The 20117-nt window shown below is 72.1% G+C and carries 19 protein-coding genes and 1 pseudogene; 14 read left to right on the top strand and 6 right to left on the bottom strand.

The window, feature by feature from the left end:
• Window positions 1–119: 119 nt before the first annotated feature.
• A complete protein-coding gene (locus QP119_RS00745) occupies window positions 120–1523 on the bottom strand; it encodes an amino acid permease (RefSeq protein WP_284772964.1) in 1404 nt (467 codons plus the stop codon).
• 77 nt (window positions 1524–1600) lie between these two features.
• Here QP119_RS00745 and dapE point away from each other — a divergent pair, with 77 nt between their 5' ends.
• The 7 genes from dapE (at window position 1601) to QP119_RS00780 (ending at window position 7188) form a co-directional block, all read left to right on the top strand.
• On the top strand, window positions 1601–2716 hold the full coding sequence (dapE, locus tag QP119_RS00750; protein WP_284772965.1) for a succinyl-diaminopimelate desuccinylase: 1116 nt from the start codon (window positions 1601–1603) through the stop codon (window positions 2714–2716).
• 17 nt (window positions 2717–2733) lie between these two features.
• Window positions 2734–3645, top strand: a complete 912-nt coding sequence (locus QP119_RS00755; RefSeq protein ID WP_284772966.1) for a TIGR00730 family Rossman fold protein — start codon at window positions 2734–2736, stop codon at window positions 3643–3645.
• 98 nt (window positions 3646–3743) lie between these two features.
• A complete protein-coding gene (gene folP, locus QP119_RS00760) occupies window positions 3744–4556 on the top strand; it encodes a dihydropteroate synthase (protein WP_284773056.1) in 813 nt (270 codons plus the stop codon).
• Window positions 4553–5302, top strand: coding sequence for a glucosyl-3-phosphoglycerate synthase (locus QP119_RS00765; RefSeq protein WP_284772967.1), 750 nt, complete (start codon window positions 4553–4555; stop codon window positions 5300–5302). Before folP ends, QP119_RS00765 begins: the two co-directional genes overlap by 4 nt.
• A 3-nt stretch (window positions 5303–5305) precedes the next feature.
• Window positions 5306–5740, top strand: coding sequence for a DivIVA domain-containing protein (locus QP119_RS00770; RefSeq protein ID WP_284772968.1), 435 nt, complete (start codon window positions 5306–5308; stop codon window positions 5738–5740).
• Window positions 5741–5866: 126 nt separating this feature from the next.
• On the top strand, window positions 5867–6034 hold the full coding sequence (locus QP119_RS00775; protein WP_075663621.1) for a DUF3117 domain-containing protein: 168 nt from the start codon (window positions 5867–5869) through the stop codon (window positions 6032–6034).
• A gap of 284 nt (window positions 6035–6318) precedes the next feature.
• The gene (locus tag QP119_RS00780; RefSeq protein WP_284772970.1) at window positions 6319–7188 is read left to right on the top strand and encodes a methyltransferase domain-containing protein; all 870 of its coding nucleotides are present in this window, start codon (window positions 6319–6321) and stop codon (window positions 7186–7188) included.
• Here the strand turns inward: QP119_RS00780 and QP119_RS00785 are convergent.
• The 3 genes from QP119_RS00785 to glgA form a co-directional block, all read right to left on the bottom strand.
• Window positions 7185–8687, bottom strand: coding sequence for a GH32 C-terminal domain-containing protein (locus tag QP119_RS00785; protein ID WP_284772971.1), 1503 nt, complete (start codon window positions 8685–8687; stop codon window positions 7185–7187). The two genes, QP119_RS00780 and QP119_RS00785, sit on opposite strands and share 4 nt — an antisense overlap.
• A gap of 228 nt (window positions 8688–8915) precedes the next feature.
• Window positions 8916–9656: an acetolactate decarboxylase gene (gene budA / locus QP119_RS00790; protein ID WP_284772973.1), complete on the bottom strand. Its 741-nt coding sequence runs from the start codon at window positions 9654–9656 to the stop codon at window positions 8916–8918.
• A gap of 166 nt (window positions 9657–9822) precedes the next feature.
• The gene (glgA, locus tag QP119_RS00795) at window positions 9823–11019 is read right to left on the bottom strand and encodes a glycogen synthase (protein ID WP_284772976.1); all 1197 of its coding nucleotides are present in this window, start codon (window positions 11017–11019) and stop codon (window positions 9823–9825) included.
• A gap of 201 nt (window positions 11020–11220) precedes the next feature.
• On the opposite strand from glgA, the gene glgC reads away from it, so the two are divergent.
• Entirely contained in the window at window positions 11221–12447 is a 1227-nt protein-coding gene (gene glgC, locus QP119_RS00800) for a glucose-1-phosphate adenylyltransferase (RefSeq protein ID WP_284772977.1), read from the top strand.
• A gap of 174 nt (window positions 12448–12621) precedes the next feature.
• Here glgC and QP119_RS00805 read toward each other — a convergent pair whose 3' ends face one another.
• Window positions 12622–13305: an O-methyltransferase gene (locus QP119_RS00805; RefSeq protein WP_423777732.1), complete on the bottom strand. Its 684-nt coding sequence runs from the start codon at window positions 13303–13305 to the stop codon at window positions 12622–12624.
• 235 nt (window positions 13306–13540) lie between these two features.
• Between QP119_RS00805 and sigE the strand changes: the two genes are divergently transcribed.
• The 6 genes and pseudogenes from sigE to QP119_RS00835 all read left to right on the top strand — a co-directional run bounded on the left by sigE (window position 13541) and on the right by QP119_RS00835 (window position 18719).
• Window positions 13541–14191, top strand: a complete 651-nt coding sequence (sigE, locus tag QP119_RS00810) for an RNA polymerase sigma factor SigE (RefSeq protein ID WP_284772980.1) — start codon at window positions 13541–13543, stop codon at window positions 14189–14191.
• A gap of 114 nt (window positions 14192–14305) precedes the next feature.
• Window positions 14306–14716, top strand: coding sequence for an anti-sigma factor family protein (locus QP119_RS00815; protein ID WP_284772982.1), 411 nt, complete (start codon window positions 14306–14308; stop codon window positions 14714–14716).
• 84 nt (window positions 14717–14800) lie between these two features.
• Window positions 14801–15140: pseudogene (gene tatB / locus QP119_RS00820) on the top strand (Sec-independent protein translocase protein TatB); the annotation flags it as partial.
• 577 nt (window positions 15141–15717) lie between these two features.
• Window positions 15718–16053 (top strand): FeoA family protein, encoded by a 336-nt coding sequence (locus QP119_RS00825; RefSeq protein WP_284772985.1) that lies wholly within the window; start codon window positions 15718–15720, stop codon window positions 16051–16053.
• A 1-nt stretch (window position 16054) separates the two neighbouring features.
• Window positions 16055–18178, top strand: coding sequence for a ferrous iron transporter B (feoB, locus tag QP119_RS00830; protein WP_284772987.1), 2124 nt, complete (start codon window positions 16055–16057; stop codon window positions 18176–18178).
• Window positions 18179–18188: 10 nt separating this feature from the next.
• A complete protein-coding gene (locus QP119_RS00835) occupies window positions 18189–18719 on the top strand; it encodes a NifU family protein (protein ID WP_284772989.1) in 531 nt (176 codons plus the stop codon).
• 188 nt (window positions 18720–18907) lie between these two features.
• On the opposite strand, the gene QP119_RS00840 is transcribed toward QP119_RS00835, so the two are convergent.
• Window positions 18908–20038 carry an Mrp/NBP35 family ATP-binding protein gene (locus tag QP119_RS00840; RefSeq protein WP_284772991.1) on the bottom strand — a complete coding sequence of 377 codons (1131 nt, stop codon included), beginning with the start codon at window positions 20036–20038 and terminating at the stop codon, window positions 18908–18910.
• Window positions 20039–20117 lie beyond the last annotated feature (79 nt).

Raw genomic sequence — 20117 nt, forward strand, 5'->3', positions numbered from 1 at the left:
ACTATGTCGAGGCCGGGTTCACCGGCTGTTTCAGGTGGTGCTTGCCGACGCCGCGCTGCGCGGCGCCGGGTGGGTGGCGCCGACGTCGCGGGGCGCGACGTCGGCAATTGAAGGGCAGGTTAGCGCACGTAGCCGTCCTCGGGGGCACGCCGCCCGCGGATGAGGGTGGTCAGCCCGGCGGCGGCGAGGACCACGGCGCACACGACGCACACCGCGATGACCTGGCCGCGGGCCTGCTCGTCGGCGAGCATGAGGCCGACGATGGCGATCACGGCGGCCAGCGTCAGCCACGCCAGCCACGGGTAGCCCCACATGCGCACCCGGGTGATCTCGCCGCGGGCCTCCAGGCGCGGGTGCAGGCGCAGGTAGGAGGCGATGACGGTCAGCCAGATGACGACCAGGCAGCCGCCGATGGCGCTGAGCAGGAAGTCCAGCAGTCCCGGCGGGTTCCACCACTGCAGGCCCACGGAGAGCAGGCCGAAGAAGACGGAGAGCAGCACCGCGGGCACCGGAACCTTGTTCTCGGAGACGCGGGCGAAGATGCGCGGGGCGTCGCGGCGGGTGGCCAGCGAGTAGCACAGGCGCGAGGAGCCGTAGAGCTGGGCGTTGAACGCCGAGAGCAGCGCGATGACGATGACCAGCTCCATGATGCCGACGATGCCCGGGATGTTGGCCATCTCGAGGACCATGGTGAACGGGCTCTCGGCGGCGGTCTCCGCGCCCTGGATCTGGTCGAAGGGCAGCAGGAAGGCGATGACGAGGACCGAGCCGATGTAGAAGATGCCGATGCGCCAGATGATCGAGTTGACGGCGGTCTGCACGGAGCGCTCCGGGTCCTCGGACTCGGCGGCGGCGATGGTGACCAGCTCGATGCCGCCGAAGGCGAAGGCCACGGCCAGGAGGCCGGCGGCGACGCCGGAGACACCGTTGGGCATCAGGCCCTCGGCGGCGAGGTTCCCGGTGCCCACGAAGGAGTGGCCGGGCAGCCAGCCGAAGATCAGCGCGACGCCGATGACCAGGAAGGCGATGATGACGGCGACCTTGATGAAGGCGAACCAGAACTCGAACTCGCCGAAGCCGCGCACGGCCGTCAGGTTGACCACCGCGAGCACGGCCACGCTGACGGCGGCCGGGATCCAGGGGGCGACGTCGAACCAGGCGGCCATGATGGCGGCCGCGCCGGTCATCTCGGCGCCCATGATCATCACCATCATGAACCAGTACAGCCAGCCGACCGAGAAGCCCGCCCACGGGCCGTAGGCCTGCTCGGCGTAGGAGGAGAAGGAGCCGGCCGACGGGCGGGCGGCGACCATCTCGCCGAGCATGCGCATGATCAACACGGTGATCACACCGGTGATCAGGTAGGCCAGCACGACGGCCGGCCCGGCGGCGCGGATGCCCACCCCGGTGCCGAGGAAGAGCCCGGCGCCGATGGCGGAGCCGAGCCCCATCATGGTCAGGTGGCGGGTGCGCAGTCCGCGGCTGAGCACCGCGGAGCCTTCCCGGGTTGCTGATTGCGACATGCGTTACATCGTATTCCCACGGGGTGCACACCGGGGGCACAGGGCACGGGTGTAGCGCGCGGGTAGCCTCTGGGGGCATGAACGCGCACGCAGAACTCGCCGCAGCCCTGGACGACCCGGTCAAGCTGACCGGCCTCCTCATCGACATCGAGAGCCCCTCCCACCACGAGGGCGCGATCGCCGACGCCGTCGAGGCGGTGCTCCGCGGCCTCGACGGGGTCAGCGTCGAGCGTACCGGCGACGGCGGCAACACCCTGGTCGCCCGCACCGACCGGGGGCTGGGACAGCGGGTGGTGCTCGCCGGGCACCTGGACACCGTGCCGCTGGCGGACAACACCCCGCACCGGCTGGCCGACGGCGTGCTGCACGGCTGCGGGGCGGTGGACATGAAGTCCGGCCTGGCCGTCTACCTCTCCGCCTTCGCGCGCCTGGCCGGCCACCCCGACCTGGCCCGCGACATGACCTTCATCGCCTACGAGGGCGAGGAGGTCGCCGTCGAGTACAACGGCCTGGGCCACGTCGAGCGCGACCACCCCGAGTGGCTGGCCGGCGACGTCGCCCTGCTGGGCGAGCCGACCGGCGGGATGATCGAGGCCGGCTGCCAGGGCTCCATCCGCGTCATCTGCACCGCCCGCGGCACCCGCGCGCACTCCGCGCGCGCCTGGCTCGGCGACAACGCCGTGCACCGGCTCGTGCCCCTGCTCGAGCGGGTCGCCGCGTACACCCTGCGCGACCGGGTCGACGTCGACGGCTGCATCTACCGCGAGGGCCTCAACGTCGTGCGGCTCGAGGCCGGGGTGGCCAACAACACCATCCCGGACGAGGCCGTGTGCGCCGTGAACTTCCGCTTCGCGCCCGACCGCACCGCCGAGGAGGCCATGGCGCACCTGCGCGAGGTCCTCGGCGAGCACGAGGGTGTGGAGATCACCGTCGACGACGTCGCCCCGCCGGCCGCCCCGGGCCTGAACGCCCCGGCGGCGGACGAACTGGTGGCCGCCATGGGCGGGCGCGTGCGCGCCAAGTACGGCTGGACCGACGTCGCCCGCTTCGCCGAGCTCGGCGTCCCCGCCGTCAACCTCGGCTGCGGCGACCCCGGTCAGGCACACAAGCCCGAGGAACACTGCCCGGTCGAGCACATCACACAGCTCGCGGCCGCCCTCGACGGCTACCTGCTCGGCGGACAGCGCGCCTGAGCGGTATTTTCGAGCACATGACACCGAACATCACCCCGAGCGAGGAGAAGCGGCGGATGCTGCGTGGGCCCGTGCTCATGCGGTTCGAGGCCGACCAGCCGTCCACCTACGACCAGCGGCTGCTGGAGATGACGGCGGACCACGACTGGATCCACGCCGACCCGTGGCGCGTGCTGCGCATCCAGAGCGAATTCGTCTCCGGGTTCGACGCGCTGTCCTCTCTGCCGCCCGCGGTGACCGTCTTCGGCTCCGCGCGCGTGCCCGAGGGCGACCCGCTCTACGACCTGGGCCGCGAGGTCGGCGAGAAGCTGGCCGAGGCCGGCTACGCCGTGATCACCGGCGGGGGACCGGGCCTGATGGAGGCGCCCAACCGCGGCGCCTTCGAGGCCGACGGGCTCTCCGTGGGTCTCGGCATCGAGCTGCCGCACGAGCAGGTGCTCAACGACTGGGTCGACCTGGGCCTGAACTTCCGCTACTTCTTCGTGCGCAAGACCATGTTCCTGAAGTACTCGGAGGGCTTCGTCTGCCTGCCCGGCGGGTTCGGCACCCTCGACGAGCTCTTCGAGGTGCTGTGCATGGTGCAGACCAAGAAGGTCACCAACTACCCGATCGCCCTCATCGGCACCGACTACTGGGGCCCGCTCGTCGGCTGGCTGCGCGAGCAGGTGGTCACCCGCGGCATGATCGCCGAGGCGGACCTCGACCTCTTCCTGGTCACCGACTCCGCCGAGGAGGCCGTCGAGCACATCCGCAGCGCGCCGACGAGGCGGCGCCACATCGACACCGACGAGGGCCACCTGCAGGCCCGGCAGCGCGGCGCCCGCGCCCGGCGCGGCGCAGACGGCGCCGGGGACGGCACCCACGGTGCCGGAAGCGGCGACGGCGACGGACGCGGCGTCGGCAATTCCGGTGCGGAAGGGGAGCGCTGACCTTGGCCGCAGCTCAGGACAGGGCCGCGGTCGAGGGCGACGAACGCCAGCGCGCCATCCGGCGTGCGGGCGCCGGCGCGCCGGGCCTGGCGAAGGTGATGGGCATCGTCAACCGCACGCCCGACTCCTTCTACGACAAGGGCGCGACCTTCACCGACACGCTCGCGCTCGCGCGCGCCGACGAGGTCGTCGCCCAGGGCGCGGCGATCGTGGACATCGGCGGGGTCAAGGCCGGCCCCGGCGACGTGGTCGACGCCGCCGAGGAGATCGACCGCGTGGTGCCCGTCATCGCCGCGGTCCACGAGCGCCACCCCGAGGTGACCGTCTCCGTGGACACCTGGCGCGCCGAGGTCGCCGAGCGGGCCATCGCCGCCGGTGCCGGGCTGGTCAACGACACCTGGGCGGGCGTCGACCCCGAGCTCGTCGAGGTCGCCGGCCACCACGGCGTGGGCTACGTCTGCTCGCACACCGGGGGTGCGGTGCCGCGCACCCGCCCGCACCGCGTGCACTACGACGACGTGGTCGCCGACGTGATCGCCGAGACCACCCGGCTGGCCGAGCGCGCCGTCGACTGCGGCGTGCCCGAGGACAAGGTGCTGCTCGACCCCACGCACGACTTCGGCAAGAACACCTTCCACGGTCTCGAGCTGCTGCGCCGCATCGACGAGGTCGTGGCCACCGGCTGGCCGGTGCTCATGGCGCTGTCCAACAAGGACTTCATCGGTGAGACCTGTGCGCGCCCCGTCGGCGGGCGGGTGGCCGGCACCCTGGCCGCCACCGCCTGGGCCGCCGCGCACGGGGTGGCCGCCTTCCGCGTCCACGAGGTCGGCGAGACCGTCGACGTGATCCGCATGACCGCGGCGATCGCCGGGACCGCCGGGCCCCTGGACACGATCCGGGGCCTGGCGTGAGCGCTGTCGCGCGCGCCAGTGTGGTCATCCCGGCGCTCAACGAGGAGGCGACCGTCGCGGACGTGGTCGCCGCCGTGCGCGTCGACGCCCCGCTGGAGGTCATCGTCGTCGACGCTGACTCCACCGACCGCACCGCCGAGCGCGCCACGGCCGCCGGCGCCCGCGTGCTCAACTGGCGCGAGGTCCTGCCGGGGGTCGAGCCGCGCCCCGGCAAGGGCGAGTCGCTGTGGCGCGGGGTCGCCGCCGCGGGAGGTGAGTTCGTCGTCTTCGTCGACGCCGACCTGCACACCGCGCGCCCCGGCATGGTCGCCGAGCTCGTCGCGCCGTTCGCGGATGACAGTGTGCAGCTGGTCAAGGCCGACTACGTGCGCGACTACCGGGGACGCCCCGGCGACGGCGGGCGCGTGACCGAGCTGACGGCGCGCCCGTTGCTGCGGCTGCTGCTGCCCGAGCTTGCCGACGTCGCGCAGCCCCTGGGCGGCGAGTACGCCCTGCGCCGCGCGGCGGCGCTGGAACTGCCCTTCGTCGAGGGCTACGGCGTGGAGTCCGGGCTGCTCATCGACGTCGCGCGCAGGTGGGGACGCGGCGCGATCGCCGAGGTCGACCTGGGCCGCCGCGCCCACCGCAACCGGCCGCTGGCCCAGCTGGGGCCGATGGCGGAGACCGTGGCCGCCACGATCCTCGCCCGCGCCGGCGTGGACGGAGTCGCGGTGCCCGAGCGCCCCGCGCTGTCCACTATCCTCTGAGCCATGCTCTCCTGGATCTTCCTCATCGTCGTCCTGGTCCTGCTGGTGATCGTGGGCACCTGGACCGCCGGCCGGCTGCTCGGCCGCGGCGAGCCCGAGCCCGCCGCCGACCCCGAGGAGGTCGCCGCCGCCAACGAGCGCGCCGTGGCCGCCGGAGACCTGGACGCGGTGCGCTTCGAGCTCGTGCCGCGCGGCTACCGGCCCGAGCAGGTCGAGGCGGTGCTCGACCAGCTCGCCGGGCGCGGCGCCGGCCGCGGCGAGACGCGTCCGGGCGATGAGGCACGTCCGCGCGATGAGGTGCGCCCGGGGGACCGGGTGTGCCCGGGGGAGGCGGAGGTGCGCGCCGACGACCGCGCGACTCTTTCCGGCGACCGGGCGGTCGGTTCGCGACCGCGCGGCCGGGCGCAGGCGGACGACGGCATTTCGGACTCGAAGTAGCAGCTCAGCGCCCTTTCGGGCGCGGTGGTCCCGGAGCGGTGAGCGGGCTCACTCCGGTCGTGCGACGGAAAAATCGACTATCATAGCGAAAGTAACCGTCGTGTGCACGAAAAGGAGCCTTGAAACATGGCAGCGATGAAGCCCCGTACCGGAAGCGGACCCATGGAGGCCGTGGAGGAGAATCGCAAGATCGTCATGCGCATCCCCTCGGACGGCGGTGGGCGCCTCGTCATCGAGCTGAACAAGGAGGAGGCCGCCGAGCTCGGTGGCCTGCTGACCGAGGCCGCAGAGTAGCCTCCAAGCCACTCGAGCCACCGGGCCCCGAGGCCCGTTTCCGCCCCGCGACGGGGCGGCGCCGTGACAGACCCCGTGGAGCGGAGTCGTGCGGACCGGATGATCCGGCCCGCCGCCCGCCCGCGGGGTCTTCCGTGTGCCTGGGGTGCGACGGGGCGCCGGAGCCGTCGGGCCGTGGGCGCCGCGGCGCGCCGCCTGAGGGGCTGGTGTGATGTGCGCCGCGCGATCCGGTTAGGCTTGGACCATCGCCAAGGACGCCGCCACGGAAAGGAACCGTAGCCCAGATGCTGGCTGATGTGATCGATGTTCTCGCCGACCCGGTGGACGGCTCCGCACTCGAGGGGGCCGATGACTTCCGTCGGCTCGTCTCGGAGACCGGACACTCCTACGACGTCGCCCGGCAGGGCTACGTGACCCTGGCCGGGGGAGCGGGCCTGAAGCACAAGGGCGACGGCCCCGAGATGGTCGCCGCCCGCGAGACCTTCCTGGGCCGCGGCCACTTCGCGCCCTTCGTCGAGTCCGTCACCGACACCGTCGAGGACGCCCTCGAGGCCGCCGGCGTGCCCGAGAACGCCCACCCCGTCATCTGCGAGGTCGGCGCCGGCACCGGCTACTACCTGGCCCACACCCTCGACACCGTCGCCGGCGCGCGCGGCGTGGGCATCGACGTCTCCGTCGCCGCCGCCAAGCACCTCGCCAAGGCGCACCCGCGCCTGGGCGCCGTCGTCGCCGACGTGTGGGCCGGCCTGCCGCTGCGCGACCACTCCGTCGACGTGATCACCGTGCTCTTCGCCCCGCGCAACCCCGCGGAGTTCGCCCGGGTGCTCACCCCGGGCGGCCAGGCCGTCGTGCTCACCGCCGACCCGGGCCACCTCGACGAGCTGCGCGAGCCGCTCGGCATCATCGGCGTCGAGGAGGGCAAGGTCGACCGCCTGCTCGAGCAGTCGAAGGGGCACCTCGAGCAGGTCGGCGAGCTCGAGCACATCGAGTTCACGATGGACCTCGACCAGGAGTCGATCGCCTCGCAGATCGGCATGAGCCCCTCGGCGCGCCACATCGCCCCCGAGGTGCTCGCCGAGCGCATCTCGCGGCTGCCCGCGACCATGACCGTCACCGCCAAGGCGACGGTCACCCGCCTGAGCCCGGTCGCCTAGCGGAACTCGGTGTCCAGGCGCGGGGCAGCCCACTCCGGGATGACCGGGGAGATGGTCTCCGGGCCGCGGGTGAAGTGCTTCTCCACCTGCGCCTCGCCCTCGAGGCTGACCCGGAAGTCCTGCGCCCCGCCGTCGACGTAGACGCGGCTGGCCATGGCCACCGCGCCGCCGTCGGCGAAGACCTCGACGGTCGAGCCGTCGACCAGGATGGTCAGCGAGTCCGAGTCGCCCTCCGCCAGCGGGGCCCGGGCCACGCCGTCGCCGGCGTGGTGGGGATTCATGGAGCGGTCCAGCTCGAGCACGTCGCCCTGGTGGGTCACGCGCGCGGCGGTCTCACCGGCGGCGTCGAGGATGTCGACGGAGAGCTCGGATCCGACGGGGATCTCGCATAGCGCGGTCCACATGCGGGCGTGGTCGGTGCGGGTGACCGCGTCGACCAGCCCCGCGGCCGGGGTCTGGAAGAGCATGCCGCCCTGCAGGCTGACCACGCGCGGCACCGAGACCGCGTTGGCCCAGCCGGACTCGGTCCAGGACAGGTGCTTGGCCGGGTCGTCGAAGCGGCCCACCCCGTTGAGCGCGCCGACGATCGCGCCGCGGCGCCAGCGCGGGTCGGCCGGCTCCGAGAGGTTCGTGTTGCGCGGCCGGGTGAAGTCGTGGCCGAAGTCGATGCGGTGGAACGGGCGGCTGACTGTGAAGGTCGCGCCCGTGAGCCGGCCGACCAGGTAGCCGGAGATGTCGATGCCGTCGTGCTCGATGGTCACCAGGATGATGTCGTAGATCTCGCCGTCGACCTCGTCGCGCAGGCGGATGATCCTGGGGGAGACCACCTGGGTCTCGGCCTCCAGGCCCGAGTCGCCGTCGAGGACCAGCGGGCCGTCGAGGTGCCAGTCCACGCCGTCGGCCGAGCGCAGCACCGCCAGCTGCGGCGAGTCCTGCGCACCGGTCACCGAGAGCATCAGCCAGCCGGCCAGACCCTCGTCGCGGTCCGAGTCGCTGGCCCAGTCCGGCACCACGCACGGCGAGCGGAAGTCGAAGAGCCCGGCGGCCTCACCCTGCGCGTTGCCGACGACCTCGCCGCGGCGGACGACCTGCGGGTCGAGGGCGAGCGGGTCGTCGGAGATGTCCGTGGTGGTCGCGGCCGGGTCGTCGATGCGCGCCAGGTGCACGGCGGTGCCGGAGGCGGTCACCGAGGTGAAGTACACGTTGAAGCCGCCGTCGGCGGCGACCACGGAGCCGGCGCGCACGAGTGTCTCGTCGCCCTCGGCGGCGAGTACGTCGTCGCAGGTCTCCCACTCGTAGGGGTTGTCCTCGGAGAACTGGTGGCCCCAGCGCGCCGGCGCGTCCAGCGACGGGCGGTACTGGTGGAAGAGGTGCCAGGTCCGGCCGTCGAGCATCACGGCGGCCGGCGCCATGAGCACGCCGGCGTCGGCGGTCACGTGCAGCTCGGGGCGGTGGATGTCGCTGCCCCCGGTCGTCTCGGCTCCGGTGGGTTCGGCCATGTCGGTCACGGTGTCCTTTCCTCGGTCTCCTCGCTCAACCCCGGCTTGTCCGGGTCGCCGCCGGGGCTCTCCCGGGGCGGTACTGGCCCCCGTTCTACCCGAAAAGCACCCGGCACGTCCCCGCCCCGGCGCCCCGGGGTGGCCGTCGGCGGCCGCGCCCCAGCCAACCGGCGCAGCCCCCGGCGGCCGCGCCGCGTCGCCCCCACGGCGCCCCGGATCAACCCGGGATCAGCTCTTGACCTCGGTCTGGTGGATCTGGCGGTCCAGGTCCTCGGGGCTGAGCTCCGCGTCGGAGAACTGCGTGGTCAGCGGCAGCCGCAGGTTGAGGTCGGTGCCCGGGCACAGCTCGACGGTGCCGCGGGCGAGCGTGAAGTCCAGGACGTGGCCGCCGGAGGTGCGCGCGTCGTCGACGAAGTGCACGTGGCAGCCGGGTACGCCGATGCCCTTCTCGTAGACGGGCGTGCGGAAGCCGCCGAGGACGCCGTCGACGTCGGTGAAGTGCAGCTCGGCGTCGTCGCCGGTGGCCTCCGTCATCGGCCGGTAGGGCTTGTCCTGCTTGGTCACCGTGCGCACCGTGACGTCGCTGAAGCGGCCGGTGATGCGCACCGCGTACATGTAGTTCTCGCTCGGCTGCACCGAGTCGATGAACTCCGCCAACTCGCTGCGGCGCAGCCCCTCCGGCGGGGTGGCGCTGATCAGGGGCACGAAGTTGGTCATCACCGTGAAGGGGGAGCGCTGCATCAGGTCGGCGCGCTCGGCGGTGCCGTCGCCGCGCACCTGGTAGCAGACCCCGTCGAGGACGATCATCTCGCCGTCGAGGGCGTCGAAGGTGCCGATGCCGAAGTTGCCGTGGCCGAGCAGCTCACCGACGGTCATCTCGCCGTCGTAGATGCCGTCAAGCAGCGCGGACATCAGGGAGTTCTGGAAGATGGTGTGCCGCTGGGTCGGCAGCCGCTTGTCTGGTTCCATGCCCCCAATTTATCCGCCCCGCACACGACGGCGCCCCGGGCACCGTCCACGTGGACGGTGCCCGGGGCGGGCGAGGGGCGCGACGTCGTCAATTCAACGCCGCATGCTTGACGACGCGCGCGGCGTCGCCGGGCAACGACGCCACGCGGGCGCCGTGCGGTGGGTGCTACAGCAGCGACTCGTAGACGTCGACGGTCTGCCGGGCGATTTTCGCCCAGGAGAACTCCTCGATGGCGCGCTTGCGGCCGGCCTCGCCGTAGGCCTTGACCTTCTCCTCGTCGGCGGCCAGGGCGTTGACCGCTTCGGCGATGCCGCGCTCGAAGCCGGCGGCGTCGTTCTCGTCGTAGGGCACCAGCGTGCCGGTCTCGCCGTCGACGACGACCTCGGGGATGCCGCCGACGTTGGAGGCGACCACGGCGGTGCCGCAGGCCATGGCCTCGAGGTTGACGATGCCGAGCGGCTCGTAGATCGACGGGCACACGAAGATGTCCGAGGCGGACTCGATCTCCTGGATCTTGTCCGTGGACAGCATCTCGGAGACCCAGTGCACGCCGTCGCGGCCGGCGCGCAGCTCGTCGACGAGCTTCTGGGTGCGCTCGGCGATCTCCGGGGTGTCCGGGGCGCCGGCGCACAGCACCAGCTGGATGGCCGGGTCGAACTCGCGGGCGGCCTTGACCAGGTGCTCGACACCCTTCTGGCGGGTGATGCGGCCGACGAAGGAGACGATCGGGCGGGTCGGGTCCACGCCGAGCTCCTTGAGCACCGAGGAGCCGCTTTCGGCCTCGGCCTCGTCGAAGGTGGGCCGCGGCTGCCACAGCTCGGTGTCGATGCCGTTGAGCACCACGTGGATCTTGTCCGGGTCAATGGCCGGGTAGGCCTCGAGGATCGATCCCTTCATCTTCCTCGAGACGGCGATGAGGGCGTCGGCGTTCTCCATGGCGTTCTTCTCCGACCAGGAGGAGACGTCGTAGCCGCCGCCGAGCTGCTCGCGCTTCCACGGTCGGTCCGGCTCCAGGGAGTGGGCGGTGGCCACGTGCGGGATGTCGTAGAGGCGGGCGGCCAGGTGGCCGCCGAGGCCCGCGTACCAGGTGTGCGAGTGCACGACGTCGACGCCTCCGGCCGCGTTAGCCATGCGCAGGCCGGTCGACAGGGTCTTGATGGCGGGGTTGGCCTCGGCAAGCTCGGGGTCCACGCCGTGGACGTAGGTGTCCGGCATGTCGCGCTCGGCGCCCATGCAGTGGACGTCGACCGGAACGATCTCGCGCATGAAGCGGGTCAGCTCGGTCACGTGCACGCCGGCGCCGCCGTAGACCTCCGGCGGGTACTCGCGGGTCATCATCCCGACTCGGTTCAGTTTCGTCATGACTACCAGCGTATTCGTGTCCCGGCCATCCTGCAGGGGCGACGGCGCGATCGGGTGCGGGTGCGGACCGGAGGGCGGCCCCGGCGCCTGCACGAACGGACTGCGCCGACGCCAGACGGGGGTGGTCGGCGGGGGCGCGAACGGTGTGGGCTGTGACCGAATTGGCCGCCCGGGCGGCATCGTGCGGCGATTTTCAATAGATTGGTTCTTGTGAGGAGCCAACCAAATGTCCTGAGCATTGTCCTCGCCGGAGGCGAGGGCAAGCGCCTTTATCCCCTGACCGAAGACCGAGCGAAGCCCGCGGTTCCGTTCGGCGGCACCTACCGTCTCATCGACTTCGTGCTGTCGAACCTCGTCAACGCCGGCTTCAAGAAGATCGCGGTGCTGACCCAGTACAAGTCGCACTCGCTGGACCGCCACATCTCGCAGGCGTGGCAGCTGTCCGGCCCCATCGACCAGTACATCGCTTCCGTGCCCGCCCAGCAGCGCCTGGGCAAGCGGTGGTACATGGGTTCGGCCGACGCCATCCTGCAGTCGCTGAACCTGATCTTCGACGAGAACCCCGAGTACGTCATCGTCCTCGGCGCCGACCACGTCTACCGCATGGACGTCGGGCAGATGCTCGACGACCACATCGCCTCCGGCAAGGCCTGCACCGTCGCCGGCATCCGCGTGCCGCGCCGCGAGGCCACCGCCTTCGGCTGCATCGAGGCCGACGACGAGGGCACGATCACCGAGTTCCTGGAAAAGCCGGCCGACCCGCCCGGCACCCCGGACGACCCGGAGGTCACCTACGCCTCGATGGGCAACTACATCTTCACCGCCGACGCGCTGGTGGAGGCCCTGCGTGCCGACGAGGACAACGAGGGCTCGGACCACGACATGGGCGGCGACATCATCCCCGCCTTCGTCTCCCGCAACGAGGCCCACGTCTACGACTTCTCCGGCAACGAGGTCCCCGGCGCCACCGACCGCGACCGCGGCTACTGGCGTGACGTCGGCACCATCGACGCCTTCTACGAGGCCCACATGGACCTCATCTCCATCCACCCGGTGTTCAACCTGTACAACCACGCCTGGCCGATCCACTCGACCGAGCGCTCGAACCTGCCCCCGGCGAAGTTCGTGCAGGGCGGCATCGCGCAGTCCTCGATGGTCGCCTCCGGGTCGATCATCTCCGGCGGCACGGTGCGCAACTCCGTGCTCTCGAGCGACGTGCACGTCTCCGAGGGCGCGACGGTGGAGGGCTCCGTGCTCATGCCCGGCGTGCGCGTGGGCAAGGGCGCCGTGGTCCGCCACGCGATCCTGGACAAGAACGTCAAGGTCCGCGAGGGCGAGATCATCGGCGTCGACCGCAAGCGCGACGAGGAGCGCTTCACGATCTCGGCCGGCGGCGTGGTGGTCGTCGGCAAGAACACGGTCGTATAGCAGCAGCGGGTCCGGCCGCCCCGGCGGCTGGACCGTGCGTGAAAAGGGCGCCTCCCCGGCGGGGAGGCGCCCTCTTCGTGTCCGTTGACTGATTGACGACGCTCGCGCGGCTCGCGCAGGCGCGGAACGTGCGGCGGACGGGTGCGTGGCACGCACCCGTCGTTAATCAGGCGCTCAGCGCCGGCGGGTGACCACCGTCAGGCCCGCGCCGAGCGGCAGGTGTGTGACCAGGGCGCCGGCCTCGGGGTCGGCGGCGAGCTCGGCGACGCGGGCGTGCGCCCCGCGGGCGGCGGCCGTGGAGCGGTCGGTGCGCGAGTCGTCGGCGATGGTGGCGTCGAGCAGCGCGTCGGCGAGCACCAGGGAGCCGCCCGGGGCGAGCAGCGGCCAGGCCGCGTCGATGAAGGCCTTGAGGTCCATGGGGGAGACCTGCGCGAAGACGAGCTGGTAGGCGCCCGGCGCCATGCGGCCGAGCACCTCGAGCGGACGTGCGGTGAGGAAGCGGCCGCGGGCGGCGGGGTAGCCGGCCTCGCGGAAGGACTCCCGGGCGCGCCGGGTGTGCTCGGCCTCGGGGTCGATGCAGGTCACGGCGGCCTGCTCGGCCAGGCCCTCGAGGACGTAGAGGCCCACGACGGCGGCGGCCGGGCTGGCCACGATCGCCCCGGCGGGCTCCTCCCCGGTGCCCGAGGCCGCGAGCGTCGCCACGAGCCGGCCGGTCGCCTCGTCGGGGGCGGGCAGCTCGTACTCGGCGGCGTCGCGGCGGGCGTGCGCCACCGCCTCGGGGGTGGGGCTCAGCGGCGCCGAGGCGGACTCGATGAACTCGACCAACGGGTCGCGGGAGGTGTTCGTAGTCTCACTCACGCCCACGAGTGTACGGGCGCGGCCCGCGCGCCGGTGCCAGGCTCGCGGGGCGCCGGTGGCGGGCCGGCGGGGGAGGGGGCACCCGACGCGTGGGCCCGGTCCGCGGCGCCGCGCGGGGTCCACGGCGCCGTGCGGTGGGTGAATGGCCCTCGCCCGGCGAACCACTCGCAGGTTCACAGCGGTCGACCAGGCTTCCATGTGGAGTTTGTCATGGATCTTTGGAATGATAATCCCCATGAAAGCACGTCGGCCTGAGACCGTTTCCGCACCGGACGCCCCCGAGGGGCGGGAGCCGGACGCGGCGGATCTGACGGGCACGGCGGCCTTCGACGCCGGTGTCGCCGAGATGCCCGGCTGGTCCGAGCTCGTCGCCGAGCACGCCGACAGTGTCTACCGCCTGGCCTTCCGCCTCTCGGGCAACAAGCACGACGCGGAGGACCTCACCCAGGAGACCTTCATGCGTGTGTTCCGCTCGCTGAAGGACTACCGCCCGGGTGGCTTCCGCGGCTGGCTGCACCGCATCACCACCAACCTCTTCCTGGACATGGTCCGCCACCGCGCCACGGTGCGCATGGAGGCGCTTCCCGAGGACTACGAGCGCGTGCCCGGCTCCGAGCTCACGCCTGAGCAGGCCTACCAGGTCAACCACCTGACCCCGGCGCTGCAGGACGCGCTCGACCGCCTCAGCCCCGAGTTCCGCGTCGTGGTCGTCCTCTGTGACGTCGCGGACATGACCTACGACGAGATCGCCGAGACCCTGGGCCTGAAGATGGGCACCGTGCGCTCGCGCATCCACCGCGGCCGCTCGCAGCTGCGCGAGGCCCTCATGGCCGCCGCCCGCGACGATGAGGAGGCCCGCCTCCTGCTGCCGCAGTCCGCGCGCTGAGACTGCGTCTGCGCAGCGTGCGCCGTCAATTGACGACGTCGCGCCCCTCGCCCATGAGCCCACCCGTGCGGCGGGCCGTGGTCCCCGTGGCCCGGGCGCGGGTAGGTTGGGGGCATGAGAGAAACGGCTGACGGCGAGGCGCGCACCTTCGGCGCGCGGCGCACCCCGCGCCGGCGCCGCTTCGCCTCGGTGGACCACCTGGGTCCCGAGGCCGTCGTCTCCTTCGTCGACGGCGAACTGTCGGCCCCGGCGCTGCACCGCGCCCGCGTGCACCTGGTGCACTGCCCGGAGTGCCGCGCGGAGGTCCGCGCCCAGCGGCGCACCTCCGAGGTCGTCCACGACTCGAACTTCACCTCCGAGGTGAGCATGCCGGCCGACCTCTTCGCCCGGCTGAAGAGCATCGCCGAGACCGGCTGCCCGGACGGCCCGGACGCCGCCGCGACCCCGACGCCGCGGCCCGAGGGCGTGCTCGACCGCGTCGAGACCCTGCTGCGCGCCGTGCGCCGCGGCGGGCGCGCGGAATAGGGCTCACCGAGGCTGGACGGGCGCTCACTGACACACGCGTCGGCGGGCTGCGGGCCGGTGGGCCCGGCTGGGTAGGCTGGTCATGTGTTCCAGAACATCGGTTGGGGAGAAATCTTCCTCATTGTGGTCGTCGGACTGATCATCATCGGCCCCGAGCGCCTGCCGGGGCTGATCACTGACGTGCGCGCGGCGCTCTTCGCCGCCCGCAAGGCGATCAACAACGCCAAGAAGGAGATGGACGGCGAGTTCGGTGCGGAGTTCGACGAGATCCGCAAGCCCATCGCCGAGGTGGCCAGGTGGCGCTCCATGGGGCCCAAGGCCGCGCTCACTCACGCCCTGTTCGACGACGACGAGGAGTTCCTGGACTCCTTCGACCCGAAGAAGATCATGTCCGAGGACACCGCCGGACAGGCCTACCGCGAGGCGCTCGCCCGCGGCGAGGAGCCGCCGACCACGCGCGCTCCGCGCGACACGCGGCGCTCCGGTGGTGCCGGGGCTGCCGGGTCGGGCGCCGCCGGCACCGCCGGGTCGGTTCCGGCCGGCAGCGGCACGCACGGCACGGCGGGCCACGCCGGGGGAGCGGCCGGGGCCGCCGGCGCTGGAGGCGCCGCCGGCCACCCGGGGGGCGCCGCCGGCCCGAACAACACGAACGGCACGAACGGTTCCGGACGCCCCGGGGCTGCGGGCGGTAACGCCTCGCCCGGTTCCGGGAGCTCCGGCCTCGACGGCGGGTTCTCCTGGGACGACATCATGTAGTTCCCCGCGCGGGCCGGAAGCCATGCGCAAGGGACGCACCTCGCGCACTACGCGCGGCGTCGTCAATCCCGCCCGGCACACTTCTGAAAGATGTTCACTTAGGCCAGGCACGGGTAAGTGTGTGAACTTGCCCACCGGCCTCGGCGGGGATAGTGGTTCAAACATACGTCAGTGGTAGGATCTCCTCCGTAAGGATAGGTTTATCGTATGTCTGCGATCGTGGACGTACGGTCTCGAGGGACGACATGAGGACTAGAACCCATCATTCCGCGGCCGATCCCCAGGGGGACGGCAACAACAGGACCTGCGCACTCAATGAACTGCGCCCCGGAGAGCGCGGCCGGATCGTCGCCACCGACGCCGCCGACGACGCCAAGGACGAACAGCACCGTAGGCTGCTCGCCCGCCTGCGGAACCTCGGCTTCGTGCCGGGGGCGGTCGTCGAACCGCACCGCAGGGCCCCGATGAAGGACCCCACGGTCTACCGCGTCGCCGACTACGAGATCGCCCTGCGCGGCCGCGACGCCGCCACCATCACCGTCACCCGGCTCGCCGACGAGCCGGCCGGAAAGGAGGCCTGAGATGACCAACGCCAAGAAGCCCGTCCACGCGGGCGTGCACCCGGACCACGACTGCGACTCCGGCGCCGACTGCCACTGCGGCGACGGCAACGGCACGGTCAACCCGACCGCCCCGGTCGTCGCGCTCGTCGGCAGCCCGAACGCCGGCAAGACCTCCGTCTACAACGCCCTGACCGGCCTGCACGCCAAGACCGGCAACTACCCGGGCGTGACCGTCTCGCGCTCGCGGGGCACCTGCGTGGTCGAGACCCACGAGGTCACCGTCGAGGACCTGCCCGGCACCTACTCGCTGCAGCCGATCAGTCCGGACGAGGAGATCGTCCACAACGTGCTCTCCGGCGAGCAGAACGGCGTCGAGCGGCCCCAGGCCGTCGTGCTCGTCATCGACTCGACCACGCTGCGCCGCTCGATGAACCTGCTGGCCGAGGTGCTCTCCGTGGGGCTGCCGACCTGCCTGGCCGTGACCATGACCGACGAGCTGTCGCGCCGCGGCGGCGGGCTGGACATCGAGGCCTTCGGCGAGGCCGTCGGCGTGCCGGCCGTGCGTGTCATCGGCCACCGCGGCATCGGCATCGACGAGCTGCGCGAGCAGCTCATCGGCATCGACCAGTGGCGGCGCACCCCGTTGACCCCGCCGAGCGACCCGGTCGAGCTGGCCGCCTGGAGCGACTCGATCCTCGAGGCCGCCGACTACCGGCCGCCGCACGAGGACCCGGTCACCCGCCGCCTGGACGCCGTCTTCCTGCACCCGCTGTGGGGCACCCTGGTCTTCCTCGGCGTGATGTTCCTGTTCTTCCAGGCCATCTTCGTGTGGGCCGAGCCCTTCAAGGGCTGGCTCGAGGACTTCTTCGGCTGGGCCGGTGCCAGCGTGCACGACGCCCTCGACGACTCGGCGCCGCTGCTGGCGGGCCTGCTCGCCGACGGCGTGATCGGCGGCGTGGGCGCGGTCCTGAGCTTCTTCCCGCAGATCGTCATCATGTTCCTGCTCATCTCCCTGCTCGAGGGTGTGGGCTACATGGCGCGCGCGGCGTTTTTGATGGACAAGGTGATGTCCAAGGCCGGCCTCGAGGGCCGCGCCTTCGTGGCCATGCTCTCCTCGGTGGCCTGCGCCATCCCGGGTGTCATGGCCACCCGCACCCTGCCGAACGCCAAGGACCGCCTGGCCACGATCATGGCCGCGCCGCTGATGACCTGCTCGGCCCGCCTGCCCGTCTACATCATCATGGTCGGCCTGCTGGTGCCCAACGGCTCGCGCGTCGGCCCGTTCTCCGCGGCCGGCTTCGCGATGTTCCTGCTCTACCTGGGCGGCACGCTCGCGGCGATGATCGTCGCGTGGGTGGTCAAGAAGATCACCGACCGCGGCGGCATGCTGCTGCCGTTCTACATGGAGATCCCGCCGTACCGCCTGCCGCGCCCGAAGACCATCGGCATCATGGTCTGGGACTCCTGCAAGGGCTTCCTGCGCAAGGCCGGCACCATCATCCTGACCACCACGGTCGTGCTGTGGGTGCTGCTCAACGTGCCGATGCGCAGCGACGACGAGTTCGACGCCTTTTGCGCCCAGGACACCGAGTGCACCGCCGTGGCCGCGGCCGTCGAGGCCCCGGACAACTCCACCGTCGTCGACGACGAGGACGGCTCCGTGGTCGACGACCCGGAGGACCTCGAGGCTCTGCTGGACGCCCAGCGCACCGCCTACACGATGGACAACTCCGCGGCCGCCGCCGTCGGACGCTTCCTCGAGCCCGTCTTCGCCCCGCTCGGCTTCGACTGGCGCCTCAACGTCGGCGTCGTCTCCTCGCTGGCGGCCCGCGAGACCTTCGTGGCCACCCTCGGCCAGATCGCCGCGGCCGAGGACCCGGAGGAGCCGGTCACCCAGATGGAGTCGATGACATACCAGCACGACACCGTCCTGCACGCCGCCGGCGACAACGTGTTCAACCCGGCGACCATCTCCGCCGTGCTCGTGTTCTTCATGTTCGCGATGCAGTGCATGGCCACCGCCGGCGCGATGCGCCGCGAGACCGGCACCTGGAAGTGGCCGGTGGTCGCCTACGGCTACATGTTCGCCCTGGCCTGGGGACTCGGCGCGCTGACGCACACCGTCGTCGCGCTGGCGATGTAGGCTGGCGGCCATGCTGGTCCCGACCCACCCCGAGGCGACCGCCGACCCGGCGACACTGCGCTGGGTCATCCCCGACGGCCACCTCGGCTTCACCGGCGACGTCGCCCGCGTGCCGGGCCTCCTGCAGGCCCTCATCGACGACGGCACGCTCGCCCGCGTCGAGGTGCGCACCGACGCCGTGTTGACGACGCTGGCGCCCGGCCACGACTGGGCTGGAAGCGGTGCGGCCGTGCGCCGCGCCGTGACGGACGCATTGACGACGCCGCGCAAGTGGTGCCCGGCGTCCGACGCCCGGGAGACGGACGCGGACGAGGTGCTGAAAAACGCCGCGCGCGACGTCGCCGACGTGCGCCTCGGCCGGTACATCGCCTCCCACGGCGGGCGCTTCGAGGTCGTCCGCGTCCGCGACGGCGTGGTCGACGTGGCCCTGCGCGGCGAGTGCTCCGACTGCGCGGCCGCCGTGGTGACCATGCACGCCCGCTTCGAGCACCTGCTGCGCCGGCGCTGCCCGTGGCTGAAAGAGGTCCGCCGGGCGGCGTAGGCGCCGCCGGGGTCGGCGGCCGGGGGGGGGCGGGGCTTGGGCCCGGGCCGCCGGGCTGCACCTGGGCCGCCGGGTGGCATTGAAGAAGGGGCGGAAGGCTTTTGTGAGCCTTCCGCCCCTTCTCTGTGTCCGGGTCCGGTTGTCCGGACCCGTTTGCGGGCCCTGGTGCCGCGCCGGGGCCGCGGGGGTCAGTTGGGCGTGACGCCCAGACCCAGCGGCTTGCCCGCCAGGGAGTCGCGGCGCACCGCGAGCTTGTCTGCGATGGCGGCGAACGCCTTGGCCGACGGGCTCTCGGGCTCGGCGAGGACGACCGGGGTGCCTTCGTCGCCGTGGGTGCGCAGGGCCGGATCCAGCGGGATCTGGCCGAGCAGCGGCACCTCGCCGCCGGTCAGGGCCGTCAGGCGCTCGCTGACGCGCGCGCCGCCGCCGGAGCCGAAGATCTCCATGGTGCTGCCGTCCGGCATGACCATCGCGGACATGTTCTCCACCACGCCGGCGACGCGCTGGCGGGTCTGCTGGGCGATCGTGCCGGCGCGCTCGGCGACCTCGGCCGCCGCGTGCTGCGGGGTGGTCACCACGACCAGCTCCGCGTTCGGGATCAGCTGCGCGACCGAGATGGCCACGTCGCCGGTGCCGGGCGGCAGGTCGAGCAGGAGCACGTCGAGGTCGCCCCAGAAGACGTCGGTGAGGAACTGCTGCAGGGCGCGGTGCAGCATCGGGCCGCGCCAGACCACCGGCGCATTGCCCTCGATGAAGTGGCCGATGGAGATGATCTTGACCCCGTGCGCGATGGGCGGCAGGATCATGTCCTCCTCCATCACGCTGGGTTGCTGGTCCGAGCCCATCAGGGTCGGCACCGAGTGGCCGTAGATGTCCGCGTCGACGATGCCCACGCGCAGGCCCTTGGCCGCCAGGGCGGCGGCCAGGTTGACCGTCACCGAGGACTTGCCCACGCCGCCCTTGCCGGAGGCGATCGCGAAGACGCGGGTGGTGGTGCCCGGCTGGGCGAAGGGGATGACCGGCTCGGCGCCGCCGCGCAGCTGGTCGCGCAGCGCCTTGCGTTGGGCGTCGTCCATCACGTCGGTGGTGACGGTGACCTCGTCGACACCGTCGAGCTCGGCGACGGCCGCGTACGTGTTCTGCTGGAGGGTGTCGCGCATCGGGCAGCCGGCGATGGTCAGGTAGATCTCCACGGCGACGGAGGAGCCGTCGACCGCGACGGACTTGACCATGCCCAGCTCGGTGATCGGGCGACCCAGCTCGGGGTCCTCGACGCGGGTGAGCGCCTCGCGGACCTGATCTTCGGTGACAGTAAACATAACGCCCACGACTCTAGCCGCGCGCCCCGGCGGAGGCCACGCCCGGGGCGGGGCTCCGCGGGCGCGGGCGCGGTAGCGT

This window comes from Corynebacterium frankenforstense (assembly GCF_030211955.1).
Classification (GTDB): Bacteria; Actinomycetota; Actinomycetes; order Mycobacteriales; family Mycobacteriaceae; genus Corynebacterium; species Corynebacterium frankenforstense_A.